Origin of the sequence: Burkholderia sp. WP9 (assembly GCF_900104795.1) — a bacterium.
GTDB lineage: Bacteria > Pseudomonadota > Gammaproteobacteria > Burkholderiales > Burkholderiaceae > Paraburkholderia.
The window spans coordinates 2,608,141-2,630,116 of sequence record NZ_FNTG01000001.1 but is presented as its reverse complement, the minus strand read 5'-3'; the positions used below and the strand labels follow the sequence as shown (position 1 = coordinate 2,630,116).

Below are 21,976 nucleotides of genomic sequence, written 5' to 3'. Positions count from 1 at the left end.
ATCAATGCGTCAATCAGAACTTGAAACGCGACGGCTGCACCGCGTTGATGAGCGGCTCGACATACGTTTCGAACACGTCGGCAATGCGGTACTGCTTCTCGTCGATACGCGTAATGATCTGCGCCTTCATGACCGGCGCGGTGCCGACGAACGCCGCCAGACGGCCGCCGATCTTCAGTTGATCGAGAATTTCCTGCGGCAGTACCGGCAGGCCGCCCGACACGCAGATCACGTCGTACGGCGCGGCGCCGGCCCAGCCGCGCGAAGCGTCGCCGGTGGCGACTTCGGCGTTCAGCACACCGTTGGCGATCAGGTTGGTTTTCGCCAGTTCCGCCAGTTCGGGTTCGATGTCGACCGTCAGCACGTGCTGCGCGCGGTGCGCGAGCAACGCGGCCATGTAACCCGAGCCCGCGCCGATTTCGAGCACGCTTTCGTGTTTCTTCACCGCCAGTTCCTGCAGCACGCGCGCTTCGACGCGCGGCGCCAGCATGTGCTGACCGGCCGGCAGCGGCACTTCGAAATCGACGAAGGCCAGGTCGCGATAGACGGTGGGGACGAAGTTCTCACGCTTGACGATCGACAGCAAATTCAGCACGTCCTGGTCGAGCACTTCCCAGGGGCGGATCTGCTGTTCGATCATGTTGAAACGCGCTTGCTCGATGTTCATGGTGGATTCGGCTCTGTGGTTTGGCGAGTTTGCGATGTGCCACTGACCGGGGGCCTCGCACGACAACTCGGCACGCAAGGCACGTCAGGGTAACTGCGGGATTGTACCAAATGACCATGCCGATTCGCGCTCGGGCGGGCAGGGCGCCGCCCGCCGCCACACCGGAATGCGGCGCTGCGGGGCCACGCCGCCCCCCGTGTTAATCCCTAGCGATCGGGCCTTGCGCTTCCCTCATCGATCGCTCAAAAATGTAATCGATTACATTTTCGAGGCATGTTCACTTGTCCAGATCGACGTCCAGCAAGGCTCCCGCAGTGGTGTCCGAGGCGCGTCCCCAGCCCGGCGGCCGGCCGGCGCGCGGCGCGGCCGAAGGCATTTCGATTGCCGGCGTCGCCGAGCAGGCGGGCGTTTCGGTGGCCACGGTGTCGCGCGTGCTGAACGGCCACGAGAACGTGCGGCCCGCCACGCGCGACAAGGTGCTGGCCGCCATCGACGCCAGCGGCTACCGCGTCAACGAACTCGCGCGCAACCTGCGCACGGCGGAGAGCCGCCTGCTGCTGACCATGGTTCCGGACGTGGGCAACCCGTTTTACGCGGAGATCGTGCGCGGCATCGACAGCGTGGCCCGCCAGCACGGCTACTTCATGTTGCTGTGCGACACGGGCGCCGATCCGGGGCGCGAGCGCAGCTACTTCGATCTGCTGCGCCGCCGCCGCGCGGACGGCGCGATCTGTCTCGATCCGGCCACCATCCAGCAGGCGCTCGGCGAGGCGTCGAGCGCGCTGCCGTGGGTTGCGTGCTGCGAGTTCGACCCGGCAATGGGCGTGCCGTACGTGGGCATCGACAACTACCGGGCCGCCGGCGACGCCGTCCGGCATCTGCTCGCGCGCGGCCACCGCCGCATCGGCCTGATCAATTCCGATGTCGATTACCTGTACGCGCGCCAGCGTCAGCAGGGCTATCTGGATGCGCTGACCGAAGCGGGCATCACGCCGGACGAATGCTGGCGCATGAACCTGAACAGCCTCGATTACGAAGCGGGCGCCTCGGCCGCGGCCACGCTGATGAATCAGCCGCACGCGCCGAGCGCGATCTTCGCGGTCTCGGACACGCTCGCAATCGGCGTGATTCACGGCTTGCGCAGCGTCGGCAAGCGTGTGCCCGACGATATCGCGGTGGTCGGCTTCGACGATATTTCGCTTGCCGCGCAGATCGATCCGCCCCTCACCACCATCGCGCAGCCCATGCGCGAGCTGGGCGAAACCGCCGCGCGGCTGTTGCTGCAGCGGCTCGCCAATCCGTTGGCGAACGTGCCGGGTGTGCTGTTGCCGCACCGGCTCGTGATTCGCGGGAGCGCCTGAGTCATGAGCCTCGCGATCCGTTTCGACGATATCCGCAAAGACTTCGGCCCTGTGCGCGTGCTGCACGGCGTGAGCTTCGATCTCGCGCCGGGGCGCATCTACGGACTGCTCGGCGAGAACGGCGCGGGCAAATCGACGCTGATGAAAATCCTCGCCGGCTATGAAACCGCCACGTCGGGCAGCTTGTTGGTCGACGGCCACCCGCAGCAGTTCACCGGTTCGCGCGATGCCGAAGCGCAAGGCATCGTGCTGATTCACCAGGAGTTCAATCTCGCCGAGCATCTGACGATCGCGCAGAATATGTACCTCGGCCATGAAAAGAAGCGCGGCTGGTTCGTCGACGATGCGGCGATGAACACCGAGGCCGCCCGTTATCTCGCGCAGGTCGGTCTGGAGAAAGCGCCGGACACGAAGGTGCGCGAACTGATCGTCGCGGAAAAGCAGATGGTGGAGATCGCCAAGGCGCTCTCGCGCCGCGCGCGCCTGCTCATCATGGACGAACCGACGGCGACGCTCACGCCTTCTGAAACCGAGCGCCTTTTCACGCTGATGGCGAAGCTGAAGGCCGACGGTGTGACCATCATCTACATTTCGCACAAGCTCGACGAAGTGGAGCGCATTACCGACGAAGTGATCGTGATGCGCGACGGCCGCTTCGTCGCCCGCAGCGAAACCGCCGGACTCGCGCGGCAGCAGATGGCGAACCTGATGGTCGGGCGCGACGTGTCCGACATGTTCCCCGAGAAAATCACCGTGCCCGCCGACGCGCCGGTCGCGCTGAAGGTTCAAGGGCTCGTCGTGCCGGACTGGGTGGAGGACCTGAGCTTCGACGTGCGCGCGGGCGAAGTGCTCGGTTTCGCGGGACTGGTGGGCGCGGGCCGCACCGAGGCGTTCGAAGCGATCATCGGCCTGCGCAAACGCACGGCGGGTCGCATCGAGATCGCCGGCCGTCCCGCCGATCTGACAAGCCCGCGCGACGCGATGCAACACGGCCTCACCTATCTGAGCGAGGATCGCAAGGGCAAAGGCCTGCACGTGAACCTGAGCCTGCAGGACAACGTCACGCTGATGACGCTCGAACGCTACGCGCATCCGCTGCTCGACATGAAGGCGGGGCGCGCCGCGTTGACGAAAGCCGTGAGCGAATTCGGCATTCGCACCGGCGATCTGTCGAGCCGCGCGCGCATGCTCTCCGGCGGCAATCAGCAGAAGCTCGCGCTCGCCAAATTTCTGCAGCCGGAGCCGAATGTGATCGTGCTCGACGAGCCGACTCGCGGCGTGGATGTCGGCGCGAAACGCGATATCTATTTCCTGATCCATCGTCTCGCCGCGCAGGGCCGCGCGGTGATCGTCATTTCATCCGAACTGATCGAGCTGATCGGCTTGTGCCACCGCGTCGCCGTGATGCGCGCGGGACGCCTGCAAGCCACGCTGACGCTCGAGCATCTGACCGAAGAGGAGTTGATCGCCCATGCGACCGGCACCCACTGAAGCCGTCCAATCCGGCCGCGCGTTGCGCTTCGCGCATCGGCTGTATGCGCTCGGTCCGCTGGTTGGACTGATCGTGCTGTGCATTGTCGGCACGCTGCTCAACCGCGATTTCGCCACGCTCGACAACATGATGAACGTGCTCACGCGCACGTCGTTCATCGGCATCATCGCGGTCGGCATGACCTTCGTGATCATCTCGGGCGGCATCGATCTCTCGGTCGGCTCGATGGCGGCGCTGATCGCGGGCAGCATGATCTGGCTGATGAACGGACTTGCGGCGGGCGTCGGCGGGCATACCTTCCCGCCGCTGATGATCCTCACACTCGGCATCGTGTTCGCGCTCGTGCTCGGCGGGCTGTTCGGCTGCGCGCACGGCTTGCTGATTACCAAAGGGCGGATCGAGCCGTTCATCGTCACGCTCGGCACGTTGGGCATTTTTCGCGCGGTGCTGACCTGGCTCGCCGACGGTGGCGCGCTAACGCTGGATAACGCGCTTTCCGACCTGTACGGCCCGGTCTATTACGCGAGCCTGTTCGGCGTGCCGGTGCCGATCTGGGTGTTTCTGGTGGTCGCGGCGGGCGGCGCGCTGATTCTCAACCGCACGGCGTTCGGCCGGCACGTGCAGGCGATCGGTTCGAACGAACAGGTCGCGCGCTATGCGGCGATTCGCGTCGACACCGTGAAGATCGTCACCTACGTGCTGCTCGGCATTTGCGTGGGCGTCGCCACCGTGTTGTATGTGCCGCGGCTTGGGTCCGCCACGCCGACTACCGGTTTGCTGTGGGAGCTCGAGGCGATCGCGTCGGTGGTGGTCGGCGGCACGGCGCTCAAGGGCGGCGAAGGGCGCGTGATCGGTACGGTGATCGGCGCGATCCTGCTGTCGGTGATCGCGAACATTCTGAATCTGACCAGCATCATCAGCGTGTATCTGAACGCGGCGGTGCAGGGCGTGGTGATTATCTTCGTCGCGTTCGTACAACGTGGACGGCGGTAGCAGTGGTGCTTCAGATTGTGCTTCAAACTGCGCTTCAAACTGCAGTAACGGTGAGTTGAGATCGGGGCGCACGAACGCCTCACACAAGGAGACATAACCATGAAGCAGGTCCTTCGAGCGGTCGGCGCCGGCATGCTGGCGTTGGGAATACTGGGAACGGCGAATGTCGCGCGCGCCGATGAAAAAGTCACGCTGGGCGTCGCGATTCCAACAGCCGACCACGGTTTTACGGGCGGCATTGTCTGGTGGGCGAATAAAGCCAAGACCGATCTGGAGAAAGCGCATCCCGATCTGAAAGTGATCGTGAAGACCGCGGCCGGCGCGCCCGAACAGGCGAACCAGTTGCAGGATCTGGTGACGGTCAACAAGATCAACGCGCTCGTGATCTTCCCGTTCGAATCGGCTTCGCTCACGCAACCGGTCGCGCAGGTGAAGAAGAAAGGCGTGTACGTGACGGTGGTGGATCGCGGGCTGACCGACACCAGCGCGCAGGATGCGTATGTTGCCGGTGACAACACCGCGTTCGGCAAGATCCCCGCCGAGTTTCTGGCCAAGGAGCTGGGCGGCAAAGGCAACATCGTCGCGCTGCGCGGCATTCCGACCACGCTCGACAACGAACGCTGGACCGCGTTCACGACCGTGATCAAGAACTATCCGGACATGAAGATTCTCGACGCCAAGTACGCGAACTGGAATCGCGACGACGCGTTCAAGGTCATGCAGGATTACCTGACGCGCTTCAAGCATATCGACGCCGTCTGGGCCGCGGACGACGACATGGCGGTGGGCGTGATCAAGGCGATCGAACAGGCCAAACGCACCGACATCAAGATCGTGTTCGGCGGCGCGGGCTCGAAGGGCATGGTGAAGAACGTGATGGACGGCGCGCCGATGATCAAGGCGGACGTATCGTATTCACCAAAATTCATCTACGACGCCATCAAGCTCACCGCCGAAGCTCGCCTGAAGGGCGAGAAGCTGCCGCCCACGACGATCATTCCGTCGGTGCTGATCACGAAGGAAAACGCGCAGCAGTTCTACTTCCCGGACTCGCCGTTCTGATCCCAGCATCCGGGGCGCGCTGCCTGATGTCGTGCAGTGGGCGGCACGGCGCGCGCGCCCCCGTTCGAGGAGCCGTACGATGAAAACCATCCAAGGGCCGGCTATCTTTCTCGCCCAGTTCATGGGTGACGAGGTGCCGTTCGACAACCTCGCGCATCTTGCCGAATGGGCCGCGGGTCTCGGCTTCAAAGGGATTCAGGTGCCGTGCGACAGCCGCCTGATCGATCTCGAACAGGCGGCGTCGAGCCAGACCTATTGCGACGAGTTGCGCGAGACCGTGGACAACTTGGGCGTGACGATCACCGAACTGTCGACGCATCTGCAAGGACAGCTCGTTGCCGTGCACCCGGCCTATGACGCGCTGTTCGACGGCTTTGCCGCGCCGCAGGTGCGAGGCGATCCGGCCGCGCGCACGCAGTGGGCGATCGAGCAGATGAAGCTCGCGGCGAAGGCCTCGCAGCGTTTGGGTTTGACCACGCACGTATCGTTTTCCGGGGCGCTGGCGTGGCCATATCTGTACCCGTGGCCGCAGCGGCCGGCCGGTCTCGTGGAAGCCGCGTTCGACGAGCTCGCGCGCCGCTGGACGCCCATTCTCGACGCGTTCGACGCAGCCGGCGTGGACGTGTGCTACGAACTGCACCCGGGCGAAGACCTGCACGACGGCGTGACCTTCGAGCGTTTTCTGGATGCGGTCAAGCAGCATGCGCGCGCCAACATCCTCTACGACCCGAGTCATTTCGTGTTGCAGCAACTGGACTACCTCGCGTTCATCGACATCTATCACGAACGCATCAAGGCGTTCCATGTGAAGGACGCGGAGTTTCGTCCGACCGGCAAGCAAGGCGTGTATGGCGGCTACAGCGGTTGGGTCGAACGTGCGGGCCGGTTCCGCTCGCTCGGCGACGGCCAGATCGATTTCGGCGCGATCTTCTCGAAGATGGCGCAATACGATTTCCCCGGCTGGGCCGTGCTCGAATGGGAGTGCGCGCTGAAGCATCCGCACGACGGCGCGCGCGAAGGCGCGGAGTTCATTCGCCGCCACATCATCCGCGTGGCCGAGCATGCATTCGACGATTTCGCCGGAAGCGGTGTGGACGCCGCGCAGTTAAAACGCGTGCTCGGCATCTGACGGCGGCGAGCCAACGCAAAGGAGCGGGGACGATGGCACAACGAAGGCTCAGGCTAGGGATGGTCGGCGGCGGGCAGGGCGCGTTTATCGGCGCGGTGCATCGGATCGCGGCGCGGCTCGACGATCGGTTCGAACTGGTGGCGGGCGCGCTGTCGTCCGATCCGCAACGCGCGCAGGCGAGCGCCGCCGAGGCCGGCATCGCGCGCAGCTATGTTGACTGGCGCGAGATGGCGCGCGCCGAGGCCGCGCGCGATGATGGCATCGACGCGGTGGCGATCGTCACGCCGAATCATCTTCACGCACCAGTGGCGACGGCGTTTCTCGAAGCCGGTATCCATATCGTGTGCGACAAGCCGCTGGCGATTTCACTGGCCGAAGGCGAAGCGCTGGCCCAACTGGCTCACAAGAAGAACAAGCTGTTTGCGTTGACGCATACGTATTCGGGCTATCCGTTGGCACGTCATGCCCGCGAGTTGATCGAACGAGGCGAGCTCGGCGAGATACGTGTGGTGCAGGTCGAATATGCGCAGGACTGGCTGGCGGAACCGATCGAAACGAGCGGCACGAACAAGCAGGCCGGGTGGCGCACGGACCCGGCGTTAGCGGGTCCGGCGGGATGTCTCGGCGATATCGGTACGCATGCTTATCACCTTGCTGCGTTCGTCACGGGCATGACGCCGCATGCGTTGGCGGCGGAAGTGCATACCTTTGTGCCTGGACGCCGCATCGACGATCACGTGCAGGCCATGCTGCGCTATCCGAACGGCGCGCGCGGCATGCTATGGGCGAGCCAGGTGGCGAGCGGCGCGGAGAATGCATTGCGTTTGCGCGTGTATGGGACGAAGGCGGGTTTGAGTTTCGACCAGGAGAATCCGAACGAATTGTGGTTCACGCCGTTGGGCGGCGAGGCTGAGCGCCTGACGCGAGGGCGCGTGAAGAGCGCGATCGCGGCGCATGCGACGCGTGTGCCGCCAGGGCATCCCGAAGGTTATCTGGAAGCGTTCGCGCAGTTGTACAAAGACGCGGCGTTGCAGATCGAAGCGCTGGACGCGGGGCGCGCGTTGCCCGCCGAAAGCCGGTTGCTCACGACGGTGGAAGACGGAGTGTCGGGTTTGCGCTTTATCGAGGCGATGCTCGCGAGTAGCGCGGCGGATGGGCAGTGGCGCGAGATTGGCAACGCGTGAGGCGTTGATACGGCTATGGGCGCGGAGCAGTCGCCCCGCTCAACCGCCCTTGCTCTTCTTGATCTGCTCTTCGAACGCGATATCCAGCTTGCTCGCCTTGCGCGGCTTCGGCGGGCCGAAAGCGTCGACGAATTTGACGAAGTCGTCGAGCGTCAGCGGGTCGGAGACTTTCTTGTCCGTGCCGCTCGATTTGTCGACCAGATAGAACAGGCCGCCAGAAAGGCTGATCGCGGCGAACTGCGGATTGCCGCTGCGCGTTTTCAGCCGCTCGACGGCGTGGATGGCTCGGGTGGTGCGCATGGTGTGGGACTGCTGATCGGGGAAAGACTGCTACTTTAGCAACTTCGTCGGCCGAACGCGCCAGCGTCTCGGTCTCGCCGCCTGGTTGCGGGCGGAGCCGCAAGTTGCGCCGCAGCCTGTTCGCACGACTTTTGTGCACCGTGGACGGCGCCGCCACGTGTATCGGCGCCGACCACGTCATCACGCCGCGGACACCTGCCGCCCGGCGGCACGGGCGGCGGTCTCACTGCATGGCTTACTGGCTCAAATAAACGAACTTGCCGTTCCTGATCACGCCCATCACGCTCGCGCGTTGATCCAAACCTACGTGATCCTTCGCGCTTGTGTTGACCACGCCGTTCGGCACGACCAGTTCATGCGCATGTTCCAGCTCGTCACGCAGCGCCGTACGAAACGCCGGCGTGCCCGGCTGCGCCGTCTTCAGCGCACGGGCCACGGCATCCTGCAAGCGCGGATACACACCCGCCGCGTCGCCCGCGAACTGCGTCACGCTGCCCGGGCCGTACTTCGCTTCATATTCGTTCGTAAAGGCGAGCGCCGCTTTCTTCGCCGGATGATCGGCCGGCAGCGTGCGCGCCACCACGACCGGCTGGGTCGGGAACAGCGTGCCTTCCACGTCCTTGCCGCCCAGCTTGATGAACTCGGGCGTCGCGATGCCATGCGTCTGATAGATCGGGCCTTTGAAGCCGCGCTCGATCAGCGTGCGTTGCGGCAGTACCGTCGGCGTGCCGGCGCCCGCGATCAGGATTGCGTCCGGCTTGGCGGCCATCAGCTTCAGGATCTGGCCGGTCACGCTCGCGTCGGTACGGTTATAGCGCTCGGTGGCGACCAGCTGGATATGGCGCAGCGCCGCGAACTTGCTGAACTCGTTCAGCCAGCTTTCGCCGTAGCCGTCCGCGAAACCGATGAAACCCACTGTCTTCACGTTGTGGTTCGACATGTAGCGCGTCATCACGTCGGCCATCGCGCTGTCGGTCTGCGCCATCTTGTAGGCCCACACCTTCTTGCCTTCCTGCGGCTCGACCACGCTCGCCGAGCCGATCAGCGTGATCATCGGTGTCTGGCTCTCGGCGACCGGATCGAGCGCGGCCATGGCCGCCGGCGTGATGTTCGGGCCGACGATCACGTCCACGTGGTCTTCGTTGATCAGCTTGCGGATGTTGCGCACGGCGGCGCCCGGGTCGGAGGCGTCGTCGAGGAAAATGTAGTCGGCTTTCTGGCCGGCGATGGTGGCGGGCCACATCAGCATGGCGTTCTTGCTGGTGATGCCGATCACGGCCGCCGGGCCGGTGCTCGACAGGTCGATGCCGACCTTGATGTCGGCGTGGGCAGCGGTGGCGAGCAGGAGCGCGCCAAAACCTAAAGCGGCGGTGAGGCCGCTGAATTTTTTCTTATACGACGTCATCAAAGGGTCTCCGTAGCAGGAAGCGGTGGTGATATCAAAGTTCGTAGGTCTCGTGTTCGCCCTTGAGCGCCTGCTCGATCAGCTTTCGGTTCATGCTCGGCGACAGCAGTTCGACGAGCGTATACACATAGCTGCGCAAATAGGCACCCTGTTTCAGCGCGACCCGTGTCACGTTGCTGCCGAACAGGTGCCCGACCGGCATGGCGCGCAAATGACGGTCGCGCTCGGCGTTGAACGCGATATCCGCCATGATGCCGACGCCCAGACCCAGTTCCACATAGGTCTTGATCACGTCGGCGTCGATCGCCTCCAACACGATGTCCGGATGCAGACCACGCAGGCGGAACGCCTCGTTGATCTTGGTGCGGCCGGCGAACGCGTTGTCGTAGGTGATCAGCGGATACTGGGTCAGATCATCCAGCGACAAAAGTTTGCGGTCGAGCAGCGGATGATCCGGTTGCATGACGGCCACGTGGTGCCACTGGAAGCACGGCAGCGAGACCAGCTCCTTATAGTTGGAGATCGCCTCGGTGGCGATGCAGAGGTCGGCCTGGTCGTGGATCACCATTTCGGCGACCTGAGTCGGGCTGCCTTGCAGAATCGAAAGGTGGACCTTGGGAAAGCGCTTCTTGAATTCGGCGATCGCGGCGGGCAGCGAGTAGCGCGCCTGGGTGTGGGTGGCGGCGATCACCAGATTGCCCTGATCCTGCGCCGCGTAATCTTTACCGACCCGTTTGAGGCTCTCGACTTCCTGCAGAATCTTCTCAACCGACTGAAGAATGATGCGCCCCGGCTCGGTCAGCGAGCGCACCCGCTTGCCGTGTCGTGTGAAGATTTCCACGCCGAGCTCGTCCTCCAGCTCGATGATCGCCTTCGAAACGCCTGGCTGGCTTGTAAACAGGGCTTTCGCGGCTTCCGTCAGGTTGAAATTCTGCCGCACTGCCTCTCGGACGAAGCGGAACTGGTGTAGGTTCATATATAACCCCTCCGCATATCAAAAGAATTTTTTAGTCGTTTGAAATATAAGGCGAGTTTATTACGATCTGTCCATCTTTTTCAATATGGATATCTGTGTTTGTCATAAGCAAATGAGCGATGGGTCTAAACGTTCATCTGCGGCTGCTGACAAAGAGAGGTATTCAAGGCGTGGCGGAACCGGACCGCTGCGTATCACTGCAAAAATTGGGGTCCCCGAATGTACCAATACGATCAGTACGACCAGACCATCGTCGATGAACGGGTCGCGCAGTACGCCGATCAGGTTCGCCGCCGCTTGTCGGGCGAATTGAGCGAAGAGGAGTTTCGTCCGCTGCGCCTGCAGAACGGCCTGTATATGCAGCGTCACGCGTACATGCACCGCATTGCGATTCCGTACGGCAACCTGCGCAGCGACCAGATGCGCGTGCTCGCGCAGATCGCGCGCGAGCATGACCGCGGTTACGGCCACTTCTCGACGCGTTCGAACATCCAGTACAACTGGATCAAGCTCGAAGAAACGCCGGAGATCCTGCGCAAGCTCGCCGCGGTGCAAATGCACGGCATCCAGACTTCGGGCAACTGTATCCGCAACATCACCGCCGACCAGTTCGCAGGCGTGGCGCCGGATGAAGTGGTCGATCCGCGTCCGTGGGCCGAAATTCTGCGTCAATGGTCGACGTTCCACCCCGAATTCGCGTGGCTGCCGCGCAAGTTCAAGATCGCCGTGTCCGGTTCGAAAGAAGACCGCGCTGCCGTGCAGATTCACGACATGGGCGTGTATCTGAAGAAGAACGAGCAGGGCGAGCTGCTGGCCGACATTCTGGCCGGCGGCGGCATGGGCCGCACGCCGATCATCGGCGCGATCATCCGCAAGGACCTGCCGTGGCAACATCTGCTGACGTATTGCGAAGCCGTGCTGCGCGTGTATAACCGCTACGGCCGCCGCGACAACATGTACAAGGCGCGGATCAAGATTCTCGTGAAGGCGTTGAGCCCGGAGAAGTTCTCGGCGCAAGTCGAAGAAGAATGGCAGCACCTGAAGGACGGTCCTTCGACGCTTACGCAAGCCGAAGTGGATCGCGTGTCGCAATACTTCCAGCCGCCGGTCTACGAAAAGCTCGCGGATACGGACGCTTCGTACGAAAAGCATCTGCTGGAAAACCGCGCGTTCGCCCGTTGGGTCGAGCGTAACGTTCGTCCGCACAAGGTGTCGGGCTATGCTTCGGTGACCTTGTCCTTGAAGCCGACCACGATCGCCCCGGGCGACGCAACGGACGCGCAGATGGAAGCGGTCGCCGATTGGGCCGACGAGTATTCGCTCGGCGAAGTCCGCGTGTCGCACGAACAGAACCTGATTCTGGCCAACGTCAAGAAGCGCGACCTGTTCGCGCTGTGGGAAAAGGCCAAGGCGCAAGGTTTCGCGACGCCGAACATCGGTTTGCTGACGGACATCATCGCGTGCCCGGGCGGCGACTTCTGCTCGCTCGCGAATGCGAAGTCGATTCCGATTGCGCTCGCCATCCAGGAGCGTTTCAACGATCTGGACTACGTGTACGACCTGGGCGACGTCTCGCTGAACATCTCGGGCTGTATCAATGCGTGCGGGCACCACCATATCGGCAACATCGGCATTCTGGGCGTCGATAAGGACGGCTCGGAGTGGTACCAGGTGACGCTCGGCGGCGAGCAGGGTACGGGCGCTACAGGCGCGCACCTCGGCCGCGTGATCGGCCCGTCGTTCTCGGCGGAAGAAATGCCGGACGTGATCAGCAAGGTGATCGATACGTTCGTGGAAAACCGCCACGAAGGCGAGCGCTTCATCGAAACGTATAACCGCATCGGCATCACCCCGTTCAAGGAACGCGTGTACGCCTCGCGTCAACCGGCTCACGCGTAACCGCGAAAAGGATACTGAACAGATGGCTTCTATCATCAAGAATCGCGCGATCGTCAACGATGACTGGACGGTCGTGCGCCCGGCGGAAGACGGCACGCTGCCCGCGGTGAACGAATTGCCCGCAGGCAAGGTGCTGGTGCCGCTCGCGTTGTGGCAGGCTCAGCGTGATGCACTGAGCGCTTCGCGCAGTGCCGCTGAAATCGGCGTGTGGCTCGCGCCGGACAGCGAGCCGGCGGATATCGTCGCCGACTTCGACAAGATCGCGCTGATCGGCGTGGATTTTCCGGTGTTTCGCGACGGCCGCGGCTATAGCATTGGCCGCCTGCTGCGCGAGCGTTACGGCTACAAGGGCGAACTGCGCGCGATCGGCGACGTGCTGCGCGATCAGCTCGCGTTCATGTTCCGTTGCGGCTTCGACGCTTACGCGCTGCGCGCCGATAAAGACTTCGACGACGCGCTCAAGGCGTTCGACGAATTCAGCTTCAACTACCAGGGCGCGGTGAATTCGTCGCCGCTGTTCCGCCGCCGCGAAGCCGGCGACTTGGCGAAGGCTTCGGCATGAGCGAAGTCCAAGCCCTCACGCCGGAACTCGCCGCGAAGGTCGAGCGCCTCGATGCGCTGCTCGATTCGATCGCCGCGCGTCACGAGAACGTGAAGCTCGCTAGCAGCCTCGCAGCGGAAGACATGCTGCTCACGCACGCGATTCTCTCGCGTGGCGTGAAGATCGGCATCTTCTCGCTGAACACGGGCCGTTTGCATGCGGAAACGCTCGGCATGCTCGATCGCGTGAAAGAGCGCTACGGCTACGACATCGAACAGTTTCATCCGCAAGCTGCGGCGGTCGAGGAATACATCGGCTCGCACGGTCTGAACGCATTCTATGAAAGCGTCGATCTGCGCAAGCGCTGCTGCGAAATCCGCAAGGTCGAGCCGTTGAACCGCGCGCTGTCGGATGTCAGCGCATGGGTCACGGGCCAGCGTCGCGAGCAATCGGTGACGCGTGCTGAGTTGCATGCTGAAGAGCATGACGCCGCGCGCAACATCGCCAAGTTCAATCCGCTGACTGACTGGACCGAGGCCGAAGTGTGGGCCTACCTGAAAGCGTTCGACGTACCGGTCAATCCGCTGCATGCGCGCGGTTACCCGAGCATCGGTTGCGAACCGTGTACGCGCGCCGTGCGCCCCGGCGAAGATAGCCGGGCAGGGCGCTGGTGGTGGGAGTCGCGCGATACGAAGGAATGCGGACTGCACATCACGACGATTACGCCGATCGCGGTCGAGCGTGGCGCGGACGCCCAGGCCTGAAGTTTCAGCGAACGGGCCTTGGCTTTTGGCCCGCACGCCGCACATATCGATTTGAATACTTCCGCGACGCGAGCAACCGCTTGCGACGCGAACCAACGAAGGACCCAAACATGAGCACCACGCTCGATTCCACTGTCAATGCACCGCTCGCCAACACGGCAGACCGGATGGATCACCTCGATTGGCTCGAAGCCGAGTCGATTCACATCCTGCGCGAACTGGTTGCCGAGTGCAGCAAGCCCGCGCTGCTGTTTTCGGGCGGCAAGGATTCGGTCGTGGTGTTGCACCTCGCGCTGAAGGCCTTCGGTATCGGCGCGAATCGCAAGACCGTGCTGCCGTTTCCGCTCGTGCATATCGACACCGGTCACAACTACGAGGAAGTGATCGACTTCCGCGATCGTCGTGCGAAAGAGATCGGCGCTGAACTCGTGGTGGGTCATGTCGAAGATTCGATCAAGCGCGGCACGGTGCGTCTGCGCCGTGAAACGGATTCGCGCAACGCCGCGCAAGCCGTGACGCTGCTCGAAACCATCGAACAATATGGCTACACCGCGCTGATCGGCGGCGCGCGCCGCGACGAAGAAAAGGCCCGTGCGAAAGAACGGATATTCTCGTTCCGCGACGAATTCGGCCAGTGGGATCCGAAGGCGCAGCGCCCCGAACTGTGGAGCCTGTACAACGCGCGTCTGCATAACGGCGAACACCTGCGCGTGTTCCCGATCTCGAACTGGACCGAACTCGATGTGTGGCAGTACATCGCCCGTGAAAAGCTCGAACTGCCGTCGATCTACTATGCGCATCAGCGCGAGATCGTGCGCCGCAATGGTCTGCTCGTGCCCGTCACGCCGCTTACGCCGATGCGTGAAGGCGAAGTCAGCGAATCCGCGCTGGTGCGTTTCCGTACCGTCGGCGATATCAGCTGCACGTGCCCGGTGGAAAGCGATGCGGATGATCTCGAGAAGATCATCGCCGAAACGGCCGTGACCGAAATCACTGAACGCGGCGCGACGCGGATGGACGATCAGGTCTCCGAAGCCGCGATGGAACAGCGTAAGAAGCAGGGTTATTTCTAAGCACACGAGGGCAATGCAATCATGAGTATTCATCAACCAGAAGACCTCGGCGTGCTGCGTTTCATTACCGCGGGCAGCGTCGACGATGGCAAGAGCACGTTGATCGGCCGCCTGCTGTACGACAGCAAGGCTGTGCTTTCAGATCAACTCTCGGCACTGTCGCGCGCAAAGAATAAGCGTACCGTTGGCGATGAAATCGATCTGTCGCTGCTGACGGACGGCCTCGAAGCCGAACGCGAGCAAGGCATCACGATCGACGTCGCATACCGTTACTTCGCGACGGCGAAGCGCAAGTTCATCATTGCCGACACGCCGGGTCACGAGCAGTACACGCGCAATATGGTGACGGGTGCATCGACCGCCCACGCAGCGATCATTCTCGTCGACGCGACGCGCGTGACGTTTGTGGATGGCGTCGCGCAACTGCTGCCGCAAACCAAGCGTCATAGCGCGATCGTCAAGCTGCTGGGTTTGCAGCACGCAATCGTCGCGATCAACAAGATGGACCTGGTCGATTACAGCGAGCAGCGCTTCAACGAGATTCGCGACGCGTATGTCGAACTTGCGCGTCAACTGGGCTTGAACGATGTGCGCTTCGTGCCGGTGTCGGCGCTCAAGGGCGACAACATCGTGACGGCGAGCGAAAGCATGCCGTGGTACGCGGGCGAACCGCTGCTCGACCTGCTCGAAGCGCTGCCGGTCGAAGTACCGACGGGCCAGGCGTTGCGTTTCCCGGTGCAATGGGTGGCGCGCCAGGACGGCAGCCAGGCCGACGATTTCCGCGGCTACATGGGCCGTGTGGAAGCCGGCGAAGTGAAGCTCGGCGATACGATCGTCGTGTTGCCGGCCAATCGGGAAGCGACGGTTGCAGAGATCATTGCGCCGGTGCCGGGCGGTACGGCTGCGGTGGACCGCGCGTTTGCCGGTCAAACGGTGACGATTCGTCTGGCGGAAGACGTCGACGTGTCGCGCGGCGACACCTTCGTGCTGCGCGAAGCGGCGCCGGAGCCGGCGAAGAAGCTGGAAGCCGACCTCTGCTGGTTCGACGACACGCCGCTGTCGACGCAACGCAAGTATCTGTTGAAGCAGACCACCAACACGGTGTTTGCGCGGATCGGTGCGATCAAGGAAGTGCTCGACGTGCATACGCTGTCGCAGGCGACCGATCGCAAGGAACTGACGATGAACGATATCGGCCGTGTGGCGCTGACGTTGCAGAAGCCGTTGGTGTGCGACGTGTACGACTCGCATCAGGGCACGGGTGCGTTCGTGCTGATCGATGAGGCGACGCATCATACCGTTGCGGCTGGGATGATTCGGGCGTTTTCAGCTTAAGCGCTTGGCACGTCACTGCGTCGTGCTGGCGACCTAACGGACAGGTTTAGGCAAATGGGTAAGGTTTATCTGATCGGCGCAGGGCCGGGTGCTGCGGACCTGATTACGGTGCGTGGCGCGCGGTTGCTCGGTTTGGCTGATGTCGTGCTGCATGATGCGCTGGTCGAGCCGGCTATGTTGGACTATGCGCCTTCGCATGCGCGGCGGATTGCTGTTGGGAAGCGTTGTGGGCAGTTGTCGACCGCGCAGCAGTTCATCAATAAGCAGATTGTGGATGCTGCGATGGAGCATGACGTAGTGGTGCGCCTTAAAGGCGGGGACCCGATGTTGTTCGGGCGCGCTGATGAGGAGATGCGGGCGCTCGAGGCTGCGGGCATCGAGTATGAGGTTGTGCCTGGGATTACGGCTGCTCTCGCGAGTGCTGCTTCTTTGAAGCGGTCGCTGACGTTGCGGGGGGTGTCGCGCAGCGTTGCGTTGGCTACTTTTAGTCGGGCGCCTGGGTCTGAGGAGATTCGCGAGCAGGTTAACGCGGATTCTCTGGTGTTTTATATGGGCCGGGATAGTGGGGTTGAGATTGCGCAGCAGTTGATTGAGGCTGGGCGGTCTGTTGCCACGCCTGTGGCTATTGTTGAGGCTTGTTCTACTGCGCGGGAGCGGATGCTTTCGCTTACTCTTGAAGAACTGGCCGCCGGCGATGCGCAGAAGTGGGTCGATGCTTCGCAGCCTAGTTTGCTGATGATTGGCGAGGCTTTCGCTGCGCGGCAGGGTGCGGTGGTTCGCTCCGCGGATGGGTTGTTGGTCGCGGCTTGAGGTTCTTCGGTTCTTCTTCTCTTGGCTATTTTTGCTGCTGGCTTGCGGTGTTGGCCTTTTCTTGAGTTCGTGTCGGTCTATTAGCGTTGCCCCTGTGCGGGGCAACATCGGGGAAATCCCCCGCCCCCGCAAACCCTTGTCTGGTAACGCTCATAGCGTTTTCATGATGACCGGAGAAAAATTCCCCTGTTCGTTAGGGGAGCCGTAGGGGAATTCTTGCGGGAAATTCGGGGCGGTCCGCTGGACCCGTGGCGCCGGGCTGTCGTCCCGTTCTTCAGGCGGACGGCGCCCCCCGCGCCGTCGCCATGACCCGCGTTCAGGCTGACCGGCGTCAGACCCCCCTCGGTTCTCCGCCTGCCGCGTCTCTCTTTACGGCCCGCCTATGTGCGGGTCGCATTTTTTCAGCGCTCTGGTTCCCGCAGCCGCTGACATGTCACCCGCCCGCACGGGCCAGATTCACCTCAGGAGATTATCCGCGCCGGGCAATCCGTCGTTAATCACTAACGAGGTTATGCGGCGTACCTATCAAAATATTCCCCTTGACGAATTTTTACAGCAGTCCTACAGACGTGCGACTTCCACGCTTTGATAATAAAAAGGTCAATTTTGAGCGAGAGAAGGCATATGAAGTCATGCGGACGACGGTTGTGCCCGGCCACCCGAAGGAGGCGCCGTGTTTAGCCCGACCGAATGGAGCACGCTGAAAGTGTCCTGCGATGCCTTTCCGGTCGAGCGCGGCCGCCCGGTGCTGTTTCCCGTGCGGCTACGGGGCACGGAGGCACTCGGCAAGCTGTACAGGTACACGCTGGACATGGCGACAACCTACACGCCGACCGCTACCCGGCTCGACCCCGACAGTAATGTGTCCACCGAGAAGCTGGCCGGCAAGGAGGCGACCATCTCGATCGAGTTTGATGGCAAGGGTAGATTGCCCTTCGGGGTCGCCAGCTATGGAGGCGCTGTCAATGTCGGCGCTGGCGTGAGGAAAATTTCGGGGATCATCAGCAAGGCCGAGCTGACCGGCTTCGATGACCGGCACCTGTACTACCGCCTCGTTGTACGTCCCGCGCTGTGGCTGACTACGAAGACATCGCGCAGCCGCATATTCCAGAATCTGAACGTGCTGGATATCACCGCCGAGGTGCTGCGCGACTATCCGGTTGTGTATCGCATGAAGGAGAACGCGTTCCGGCTCAAGGATGGTTACCCGGAACGCGACTTCGTGCGTCAGTTGTGGGAATCCGACTTCGACTTCCTGACCCGCCTTTGGCGGGAATGGGGGCTATATTACTTTGAGGATGACGAAGGGCTCATACTGTGTGACTCGCCCCATTTGCATCAGACCCACGGGAATGCTTACGACTCGATACGCTATCAGGAGCCAGGCGCGGGCCGCATAGACGAGGAATATATCTCCAGCTTCAAGGCGGCGCACCGCCCCACGACCGCGAAGGTGAGCGTGGTCGATTACGACTATACGCGTGGACGTCAGCAACTGGTCGAGGATCACGACGCATACGGCGACCTGTACCGGGCAGAAGAACGGCACTGGGGCGACTTCTCGCAGCCGCTTGCCGGCGCAAGGGGGCTGACTGGTCAGCCTAACCGTTATCTTGAGGAAGCCCGCTATCTCGCGGGCGTGCGCGCCTATGCGCTTTACTCGCGCAATTCGCGTCTCAGAGGCAGGGGTAACCTGCTCGGCCTGAAAACAGGCAGGACATTCGTCCTCACGGATCACCCTGTGCCAAAGCTGAACGCTGGGTATCTGGTCGTGTCCACGACGATTGATATTCACAACGCGAGCGGGGCGACGAGGTCGGCCGGATCGCCCGATGAACACCCGTTCCAATGCGTGACCGACTTCGTGGTGCAACCGCGTGACCGGTTCTTCAGGAACAGACCGAAGAAGAAGCCGCGCTGCCACGCGGAAACGGCGGTCGTGGTCGGGCCGAAAGATCAGGCTATCTACGTCGATGAATACGGTCGGGTAAAGATCAATTATCTGTGGGACGTGGACGGGCCGAGAGACGAGCGCGCAAGCTGCTGGGTGCGTGTGTCATCGTCATGGCAGGGTCAGTCGTTCGGCTCGATCTTCATCCCCCGTATCGGCGACGAAGTGACGATCAACTATCACGAAGGCGACCCGGACAAGCCCTATATCGCGGGCCGCATGGTCAACCGGCTCAATCAGCCGCCGTGGAAGCTGCCGGCCAATCATGCACTGAGCGGCACACGCACGCGCGACCTCGCCGGATTGCAGGCCAACCAGATCGTCGCCGACGACACGCCCGGCAAACTCCAGGTACAGGTCAGCAGCGATCACGCGCAGTCGCGCCTTGTGCTGGGTCATAACACGCGCATCGATGGCAACGAGGGGCGCAAGGAGGAACGCGGCGAGGGGTGGGAACTGGCGACGGACTCATGGGGCGTTGCGCGCGCAAACAGGGGGTTGCTGCTGACCACGGAGACTCGATCGGGGGCCACGGCGCCAGTGAAAGACATGGGCGAAACGGTGCAGCGACTCACGCAGGCGCGCGAGTTGAATGAGGACCTGGCGCAGCTTGCGCAGCAGCACAAGGCGCAGGATGCACGGGCGAACCAGCGCGATGCAACGCAAACAATCAAAAAACAGAACGATGCACTCAGGGGCGGCACGCTAACCCGTGACAATCCGTCGCCGGAAATGAACCGCCCCGACCTGCTTCTGGCGAGTGCAGCGGGCCTCGCGACAACCGCGGCGGATAGTACGCACCAGGCCAGCATGAACGATCACGCAGTCACGGCAGGCCGCGACTACAGTCTGTCCGCAGGGCGTTCGTACCACGCTTCAGTGAGAGGGTCGATTTCGCTGTTCGCGTACCAGGACGGCATGAAGTTCATGGCGGCCCGAGGCCGGATTGACATGCAGGCACAGGGCGACGAGATGGGACTAGCCGCATTAAAGGACGTGACGGTCACTAGCACCAATGGACGGGTTGTTATAACCGCCGCGAAGGAAGTGTGGATCGGCGCGGGTGGCTCGTATATCCAGATCAACGGCGACGGAATTATCCACGGGTCGCCGGGGCCAATCTTTGCGAAAGGCGCATGGTGGGACGTACTGAGGCCTGATACAAAGCCGGTGCCTATGCCATCTTTGCCTTCTTCCGATGAAGAAGTTATCGAACAAAGCTTCAGCTTATTGCACGACGGAGTTGGACCCGTGGACGGATACCGCTACGACCTTTACAGCGATGGGAACGATCTTCATACGAACAAAGGTGAATATTCTGACGGTGAAACGGTGAAGTTTTTCGGGCAGTCTCCCCTGAAACTTGTTACGTGGATTGCGCGAGACTCGGCAGGGAAGGATGCATGACCGACTCCAACTCTTTGAGCACTTCACCGCCGGCCGATGGACCCACATCCCCGAGCGCACAGGCTTCGCCGCAACCAATCGATGCCCAGACAAGGCTACTTGCAGCGATGGCTTATGGAGAGGCATCTTTACAGGACAATGCCGATGAAATGATGGCTATTGCTAGTGTGCTTAAACGACAACGCGACGCCCGTGGTTATTCCGACATGTCTACGTTTGTGAAAGGCGAGCCGTCGTTTTCATTCGTCGTCAGTGATGGTAATGCCCGCTACAACAAGCTGATGAAGGCGACAAATGACAAGATAGCCAGCGACCCTGCCATGCGGGCCGCGATCGCTGCTGCACGCAATGCACTGGCTGATGGCCCGGATAAATCGAATGGCGCTTATTTTTGGGATGGTGCCGATATCAAAAAAAATTACTCAAATCATTTTAAAGTGAGACAGGGAGTTGCGATTACCTATCCGAGTCATAATATTTACAATATTAAAGATTCGACTCGGCTCGTAATTCTGTATAGGACGACGAAAATAAAGAATAAAAAAACGCATACGGTGACAATTAAAAAGGATGAAATGGGGCGATACGACCATGTCTACGACTCGACGGCCGGCCTTGGCGGTACGATTTTCTGGAAATTTAATCAGCAATACATAGATACCACCGGCGCGAAGGAATACAAATGAAATGGATTGCTCTCGCTGTGTTGGCAGGTCTCATTGTGTCCGGCGCGAATTGCGCCGCTCAACCAAACGAAAGTTTAGTGAACAGTTGCCTACGGGCGGAAACGATAGTTCCCTCTGTAACAGTTGTAAGTCTCAGTGCTGACGAGATTACGCGAGAAGATAAATACGTCGATGGTTTCGATGCACTCTATAAGTTCGAATATCGCGGTTCCGATGTCGGCTATGCGGAGAATAAAAAAGATCAGGCGTTAATATACCTTGGCAAACTCTACCGACTATCCATGGCGCGACCGCTGGGAGATAGTCACGGAATAAAGCCTGGCCCATTCAATCCAGCACTGGCGCAGTGGAGCATTGCAAGCGGAAATAATAAAGAATTTTTTTGCGTAAGTTTTAATTTTGATGGCTTGGGCCGAAGCGGAAATTTTCAAAATGTCCGCGGTGGCTATTTATTGGATGCTGCAACAAAATCTTTATATTTCGTCGTTCGTGATATCCGGAAGTAATATTCAAGTCTTGTTTAAACGGGAATTAATGAATGATCGACCTTATCCGACTCGGAGACACCACCGACCACGGCGGCAAAGTTATCACCGCCTCTCAAACCATGCGTTACGCCGGACGACCCGTCGCCCGTAAGGGCGACCTCATAGAGTGCCGGCTGCACCCCGACGTCGAGCCGAACATGATCCTCGACGGTGACGAGAGAATCCGCGATCACGGTACGCCCGTCGCGCGTCAGGGTCATCGGGCCACATGCGGATGCACTCTTGTTTCCAGCCTGGTTTAGCGGCTGTGAGGATAGGAGCAAAGGAGACGGCGGGAGAACGTGGGAGACGAACATTTGAAGCGGCGCGCGTCAATTGTCAAATTTCGACACAACGCCACTGGTTGAAAAGCAACTGTGGTTGAATGGGCTCGCTGGTCCGCGACAGGGGCAG

20 protein-coding genes are annotated in these 21,976 nt (G+C 61.5%); 16 read left to right on the top strand and 4 right to left on the bottom strand.

The features are described from left to right. Nucleotides 1-13 precede the first annotated feature (13 nt). The gene (locus BLW71_RS11690) at nucleotides 14-667 is read right to left on the bottom strand and encodes a protein-L-isoaspartate O-methyltransferase family protein (RefSeq protein ID WP_091796473.1); all 654 of its coding nucleotides are present in this window, start codon (nucleotides 665-667) and stop codon (nucleotides 14-16) included. Between the two features lie 281 nt (nucleotides 668-948). On the opposite strand from BLW71_RS11690, the gene BLW71_RS11685 reads away from it, so the two are divergent. The 6 genes from BLW71_RS11685 to BLW71_RS11660 all read left to right on the top strand — a co-directional run bounded on the left by BLW71_RS11685 (nucleotide 949) and on the right by BLW71_RS11660 (nucleotide 7,888). Beyond that, nucleotides 949-2,028, top strand: a complete 1,080-nt coding sequence (locus tag BLW71_RS11685) for a LacI family DNA-binding transcriptional regulator (protein ID WP_091796472.1) — start codon at nucleotides 949-951, stop codon at nucleotides 2,026-2,028. Between the two features lie 3 nt (nucleotides 2,029-2,031). Continuing rightward, on the top strand, nucleotides 2,032-3,519 hold the full coding sequence (locus BLW71_RS11680; RefSeq protein ID WP_091796471.1) for a sugar ABC transporter ATP-binding protein: 1,488 nt from the start codon (nucleotides 2,032-2,034) through the stop codon (nucleotides 3,517-3,519). Then, complete coding sequence (locus BLW71_RS11675) at nucleotides 3,500-4,513, top strand: ABC transporter permease (RefSeq protein WP_091796470.1); 1,014 nt, start codon at nucleotides 3,500-3,502, stop codon at nucleotides 4,511-4,513. Before BLW71_RS11680 ends, BLW71_RS11675 begins: the two co-directional genes overlap by 20 nt. 99 nt (nucleotides 4,514-4,612) lie before the next feature. Further along, the gene (locus BLW71_RS11670; protein ID WP_091796469.1) at nucleotides 4,613-5,575 is read left to right on the top strand and encodes a substrate-binding domain-containing protein; all 963 of its coding nucleotides are present in this window, start codon (nucleotides 4,613-4,615) and stop codon (nucleotides 5,573-5,575) included. A gap of 79 nt (nucleotides 5,576-5,654) precedes the next feature. After that, on the top strand, nucleotides 5,655-6,704 hold the full coding sequence (locus tag BLW71_RS11665; RefSeq protein WP_091796468.1) for a sugar phosphate isomerase/epimerase family protein: 1,050 nt from the start codon (nucleotides 5,655-5,657) through the stop codon (nucleotides 6,702-6,704). 32 nt (nucleotides 6,705-6,736) lie between these two features. Beyond that, nucleotides 6,737-7,888 (top strand): Gfo/Idh/MocA family protein, encoded by a 1,152-nt coding sequence (locus BLW71_RS11660; RefSeq protein ID WP_091796467.1) that lies wholly within the window; start codon nucleotides 6,737-6,739, stop codon nucleotides 7,886-7,888. 39 nt (nucleotides 7,889-7,927) lie between these two features. Here BLW71_RS11660 and BLW71_RS11655 read toward each other — a convergent pair whose 3' ends face one another. From BLW71_RS11655 to BLW71_RS11645, 3 genes are all read right to left on the bottom strand, one after another. After that, the gene (locus BLW71_RS11655; RefSeq protein WP_091796466.1) at nucleotides 7,928-8,188 is read right to left on the bottom strand and encodes a hypothetical protein; all 261 of its coding nucleotides are present in this window, start codon (nucleotides 8,186-8,188) and stop codon (nucleotides 7,928-7,930) included. Nucleotides 8,189-8,423: 235 nt separating this feature from the next. After that, entirely contained in the window at nucleotides 8,424-9,593 is a 1,170-nt protein-coding gene (locus BLW71_RS11650) for an ABC transporter substrate-binding protein (protein WP_091796465.1), read from the bottom strand. 34 nt (nucleotides 9,594-9,627) lie between these two features. Continuing rightward, the gene (locus BLW71_RS11645; protein WP_091796464.1) at nucleotides 9,628-10,569 is read right to left on the bottom strand and encodes a CysB family HTH-type transcriptional regulator; all 942 of its coding nucleotides are present in this window, start codon (nucleotides 10,567-10,569) and stop codon (nucleotides 9,628-9,630) included. Nucleotides 10,570-10,788: 219 nt separating this feature from the next. On the opposite strand from BLW71_RS11645, the gene BLW71_RS11640 reads away from it, so the two are divergent. From BLW71_RS11640 to BLW71_RS11600, 10 genes are all read left to right on the top strand, one after another. Then, the gene (locus BLW71_RS11640) at nucleotides 10,789-12,468 is read left to right on the top strand and encodes a nitrite/sulfite reductase (RefSeq protein ID WP_091796463.1); all 1,680 of its coding nucleotides are present in this window, start codon (nucleotides 10,789-10,791) and stop codon (nucleotides 12,466-12,468) included. Nucleotides 12,469-12,490: 22 nt separating this feature from the next. Next, complete coding sequence (locus BLW71_RS11635) at nucleotides 12,491-13,030, top strand: DUF934 domain-containing protein (RefSeq protein WP_091796462.1); 540 nt, start codon at nucleotides 12,491-12,493, stop codon at nucleotides 13,028-13,030. Further along, complete coding sequence (locus tag BLW71_RS11630) at nucleotides 13,027-13,773, top strand: phosphoadenylyl-sulfate reductase (RefSeq protein WP_091796461.1); 747 nt, start codon at nucleotides 13,027-13,029, stop codon at nucleotides 13,771-13,773. The genes BLW71_RS11635 and BLW71_RS11630 overlap by 4 nt, the downstream gene beginning before the upstream one ends. Before the next feature lie 110 nt (nucleotides 13,774-13,883). Continuing rightward, the gene (gene cysD, locus BLW71_RS11625) at nucleotides 13,884-14,846 is read left to right on the top strand and encodes a sulfate adenylyltransferase subunit CysD (protein ID WP_091796460.1); all 963 of its coding nucleotides are present in this window, start codon (nucleotides 13,884-13,886) and stop codon (nucleotides 14,844-14,846) included. A 21-nt stretch (nucleotides 14,847-14,867) separates the two neighbouring features. Then, complete coding sequence (locus BLW71_RS11620; protein WP_091796459.1) at nucleotides 14,868-16,181, top strand: sulfate adenylyltransferase subunit 1; 1,314 nt, start codon at nucleotides 14,868-14,870, stop codon at nucleotides 16,179-16,181. Between the two features lie 54 nt (nucleotides 16,182-16,235). Continuing rightward, nucleotides 16,236-16,991: a uroporphyrinogen-III C-methyltransferase gene (gene cobA / locus BLW71_RS11615; RefSeq protein ID WP_091796458.1), complete on the top strand. Its 756-nt coding sequence runs from the start codon at nucleotides 16,236-16,238 to the stop codon at nucleotides 16,989-16,991. Between the two features lie 673 nt (nucleotides 16,992-17,664). Next, on the top strand, nucleotides 17,665-20,349 hold the full coding sequence (locus BLW71_RS11610; protein ID WP_091796457.1) for a type VI secretion system Vgr family protein: 2,685 nt from the start codon (nucleotides 17,665-17,667) through the stop codon (nucleotides 20,347-20,349). Then, nucleotides 20,346-21,035, top strand: a complete 690-nt coding sequence (locus BLW71_RS11605; protein ID WP_286161978.1) for a hypothetical protein — start codon at nucleotides 20,346-20,348, stop codon at nucleotides 21,033-21,035. The genes BLW71_RS11610 and BLW71_RS11605 overlap by 4 nt, the downstream gene beginning before the upstream one ends. Next, the gene (locus tag BLW71_RS40815) at nucleotides 21,032-21,541 is read left to right on the top strand and encodes a hypothetical protein (protein ID WP_143048321.1); all 510 of its coding nucleotides are present in this window, start codon (nucleotides 21,032-21,034) and stop codon (nucleotides 21,539-21,541) included. The genes BLW71_RS11605 and BLW71_RS40815 overlap by 4 nt, the downstream gene beginning before the upstream one ends. 32 nt (nucleotides 21,542-21,573) lie before the next feature. Then, nucleotides 21,574-21,825, top strand: coding sequence for a PAAR domain-containing protein (locus tag BLW71_RS11600; RefSeq protein WP_091796456.1), 252 nt, complete (start codon nucleotides 21,574-21,576; stop codon nucleotides 21,823-21,825). The last annotated feature ends 151 nt before the right edge of the window (nucleotides 21,826-21,976 follow it).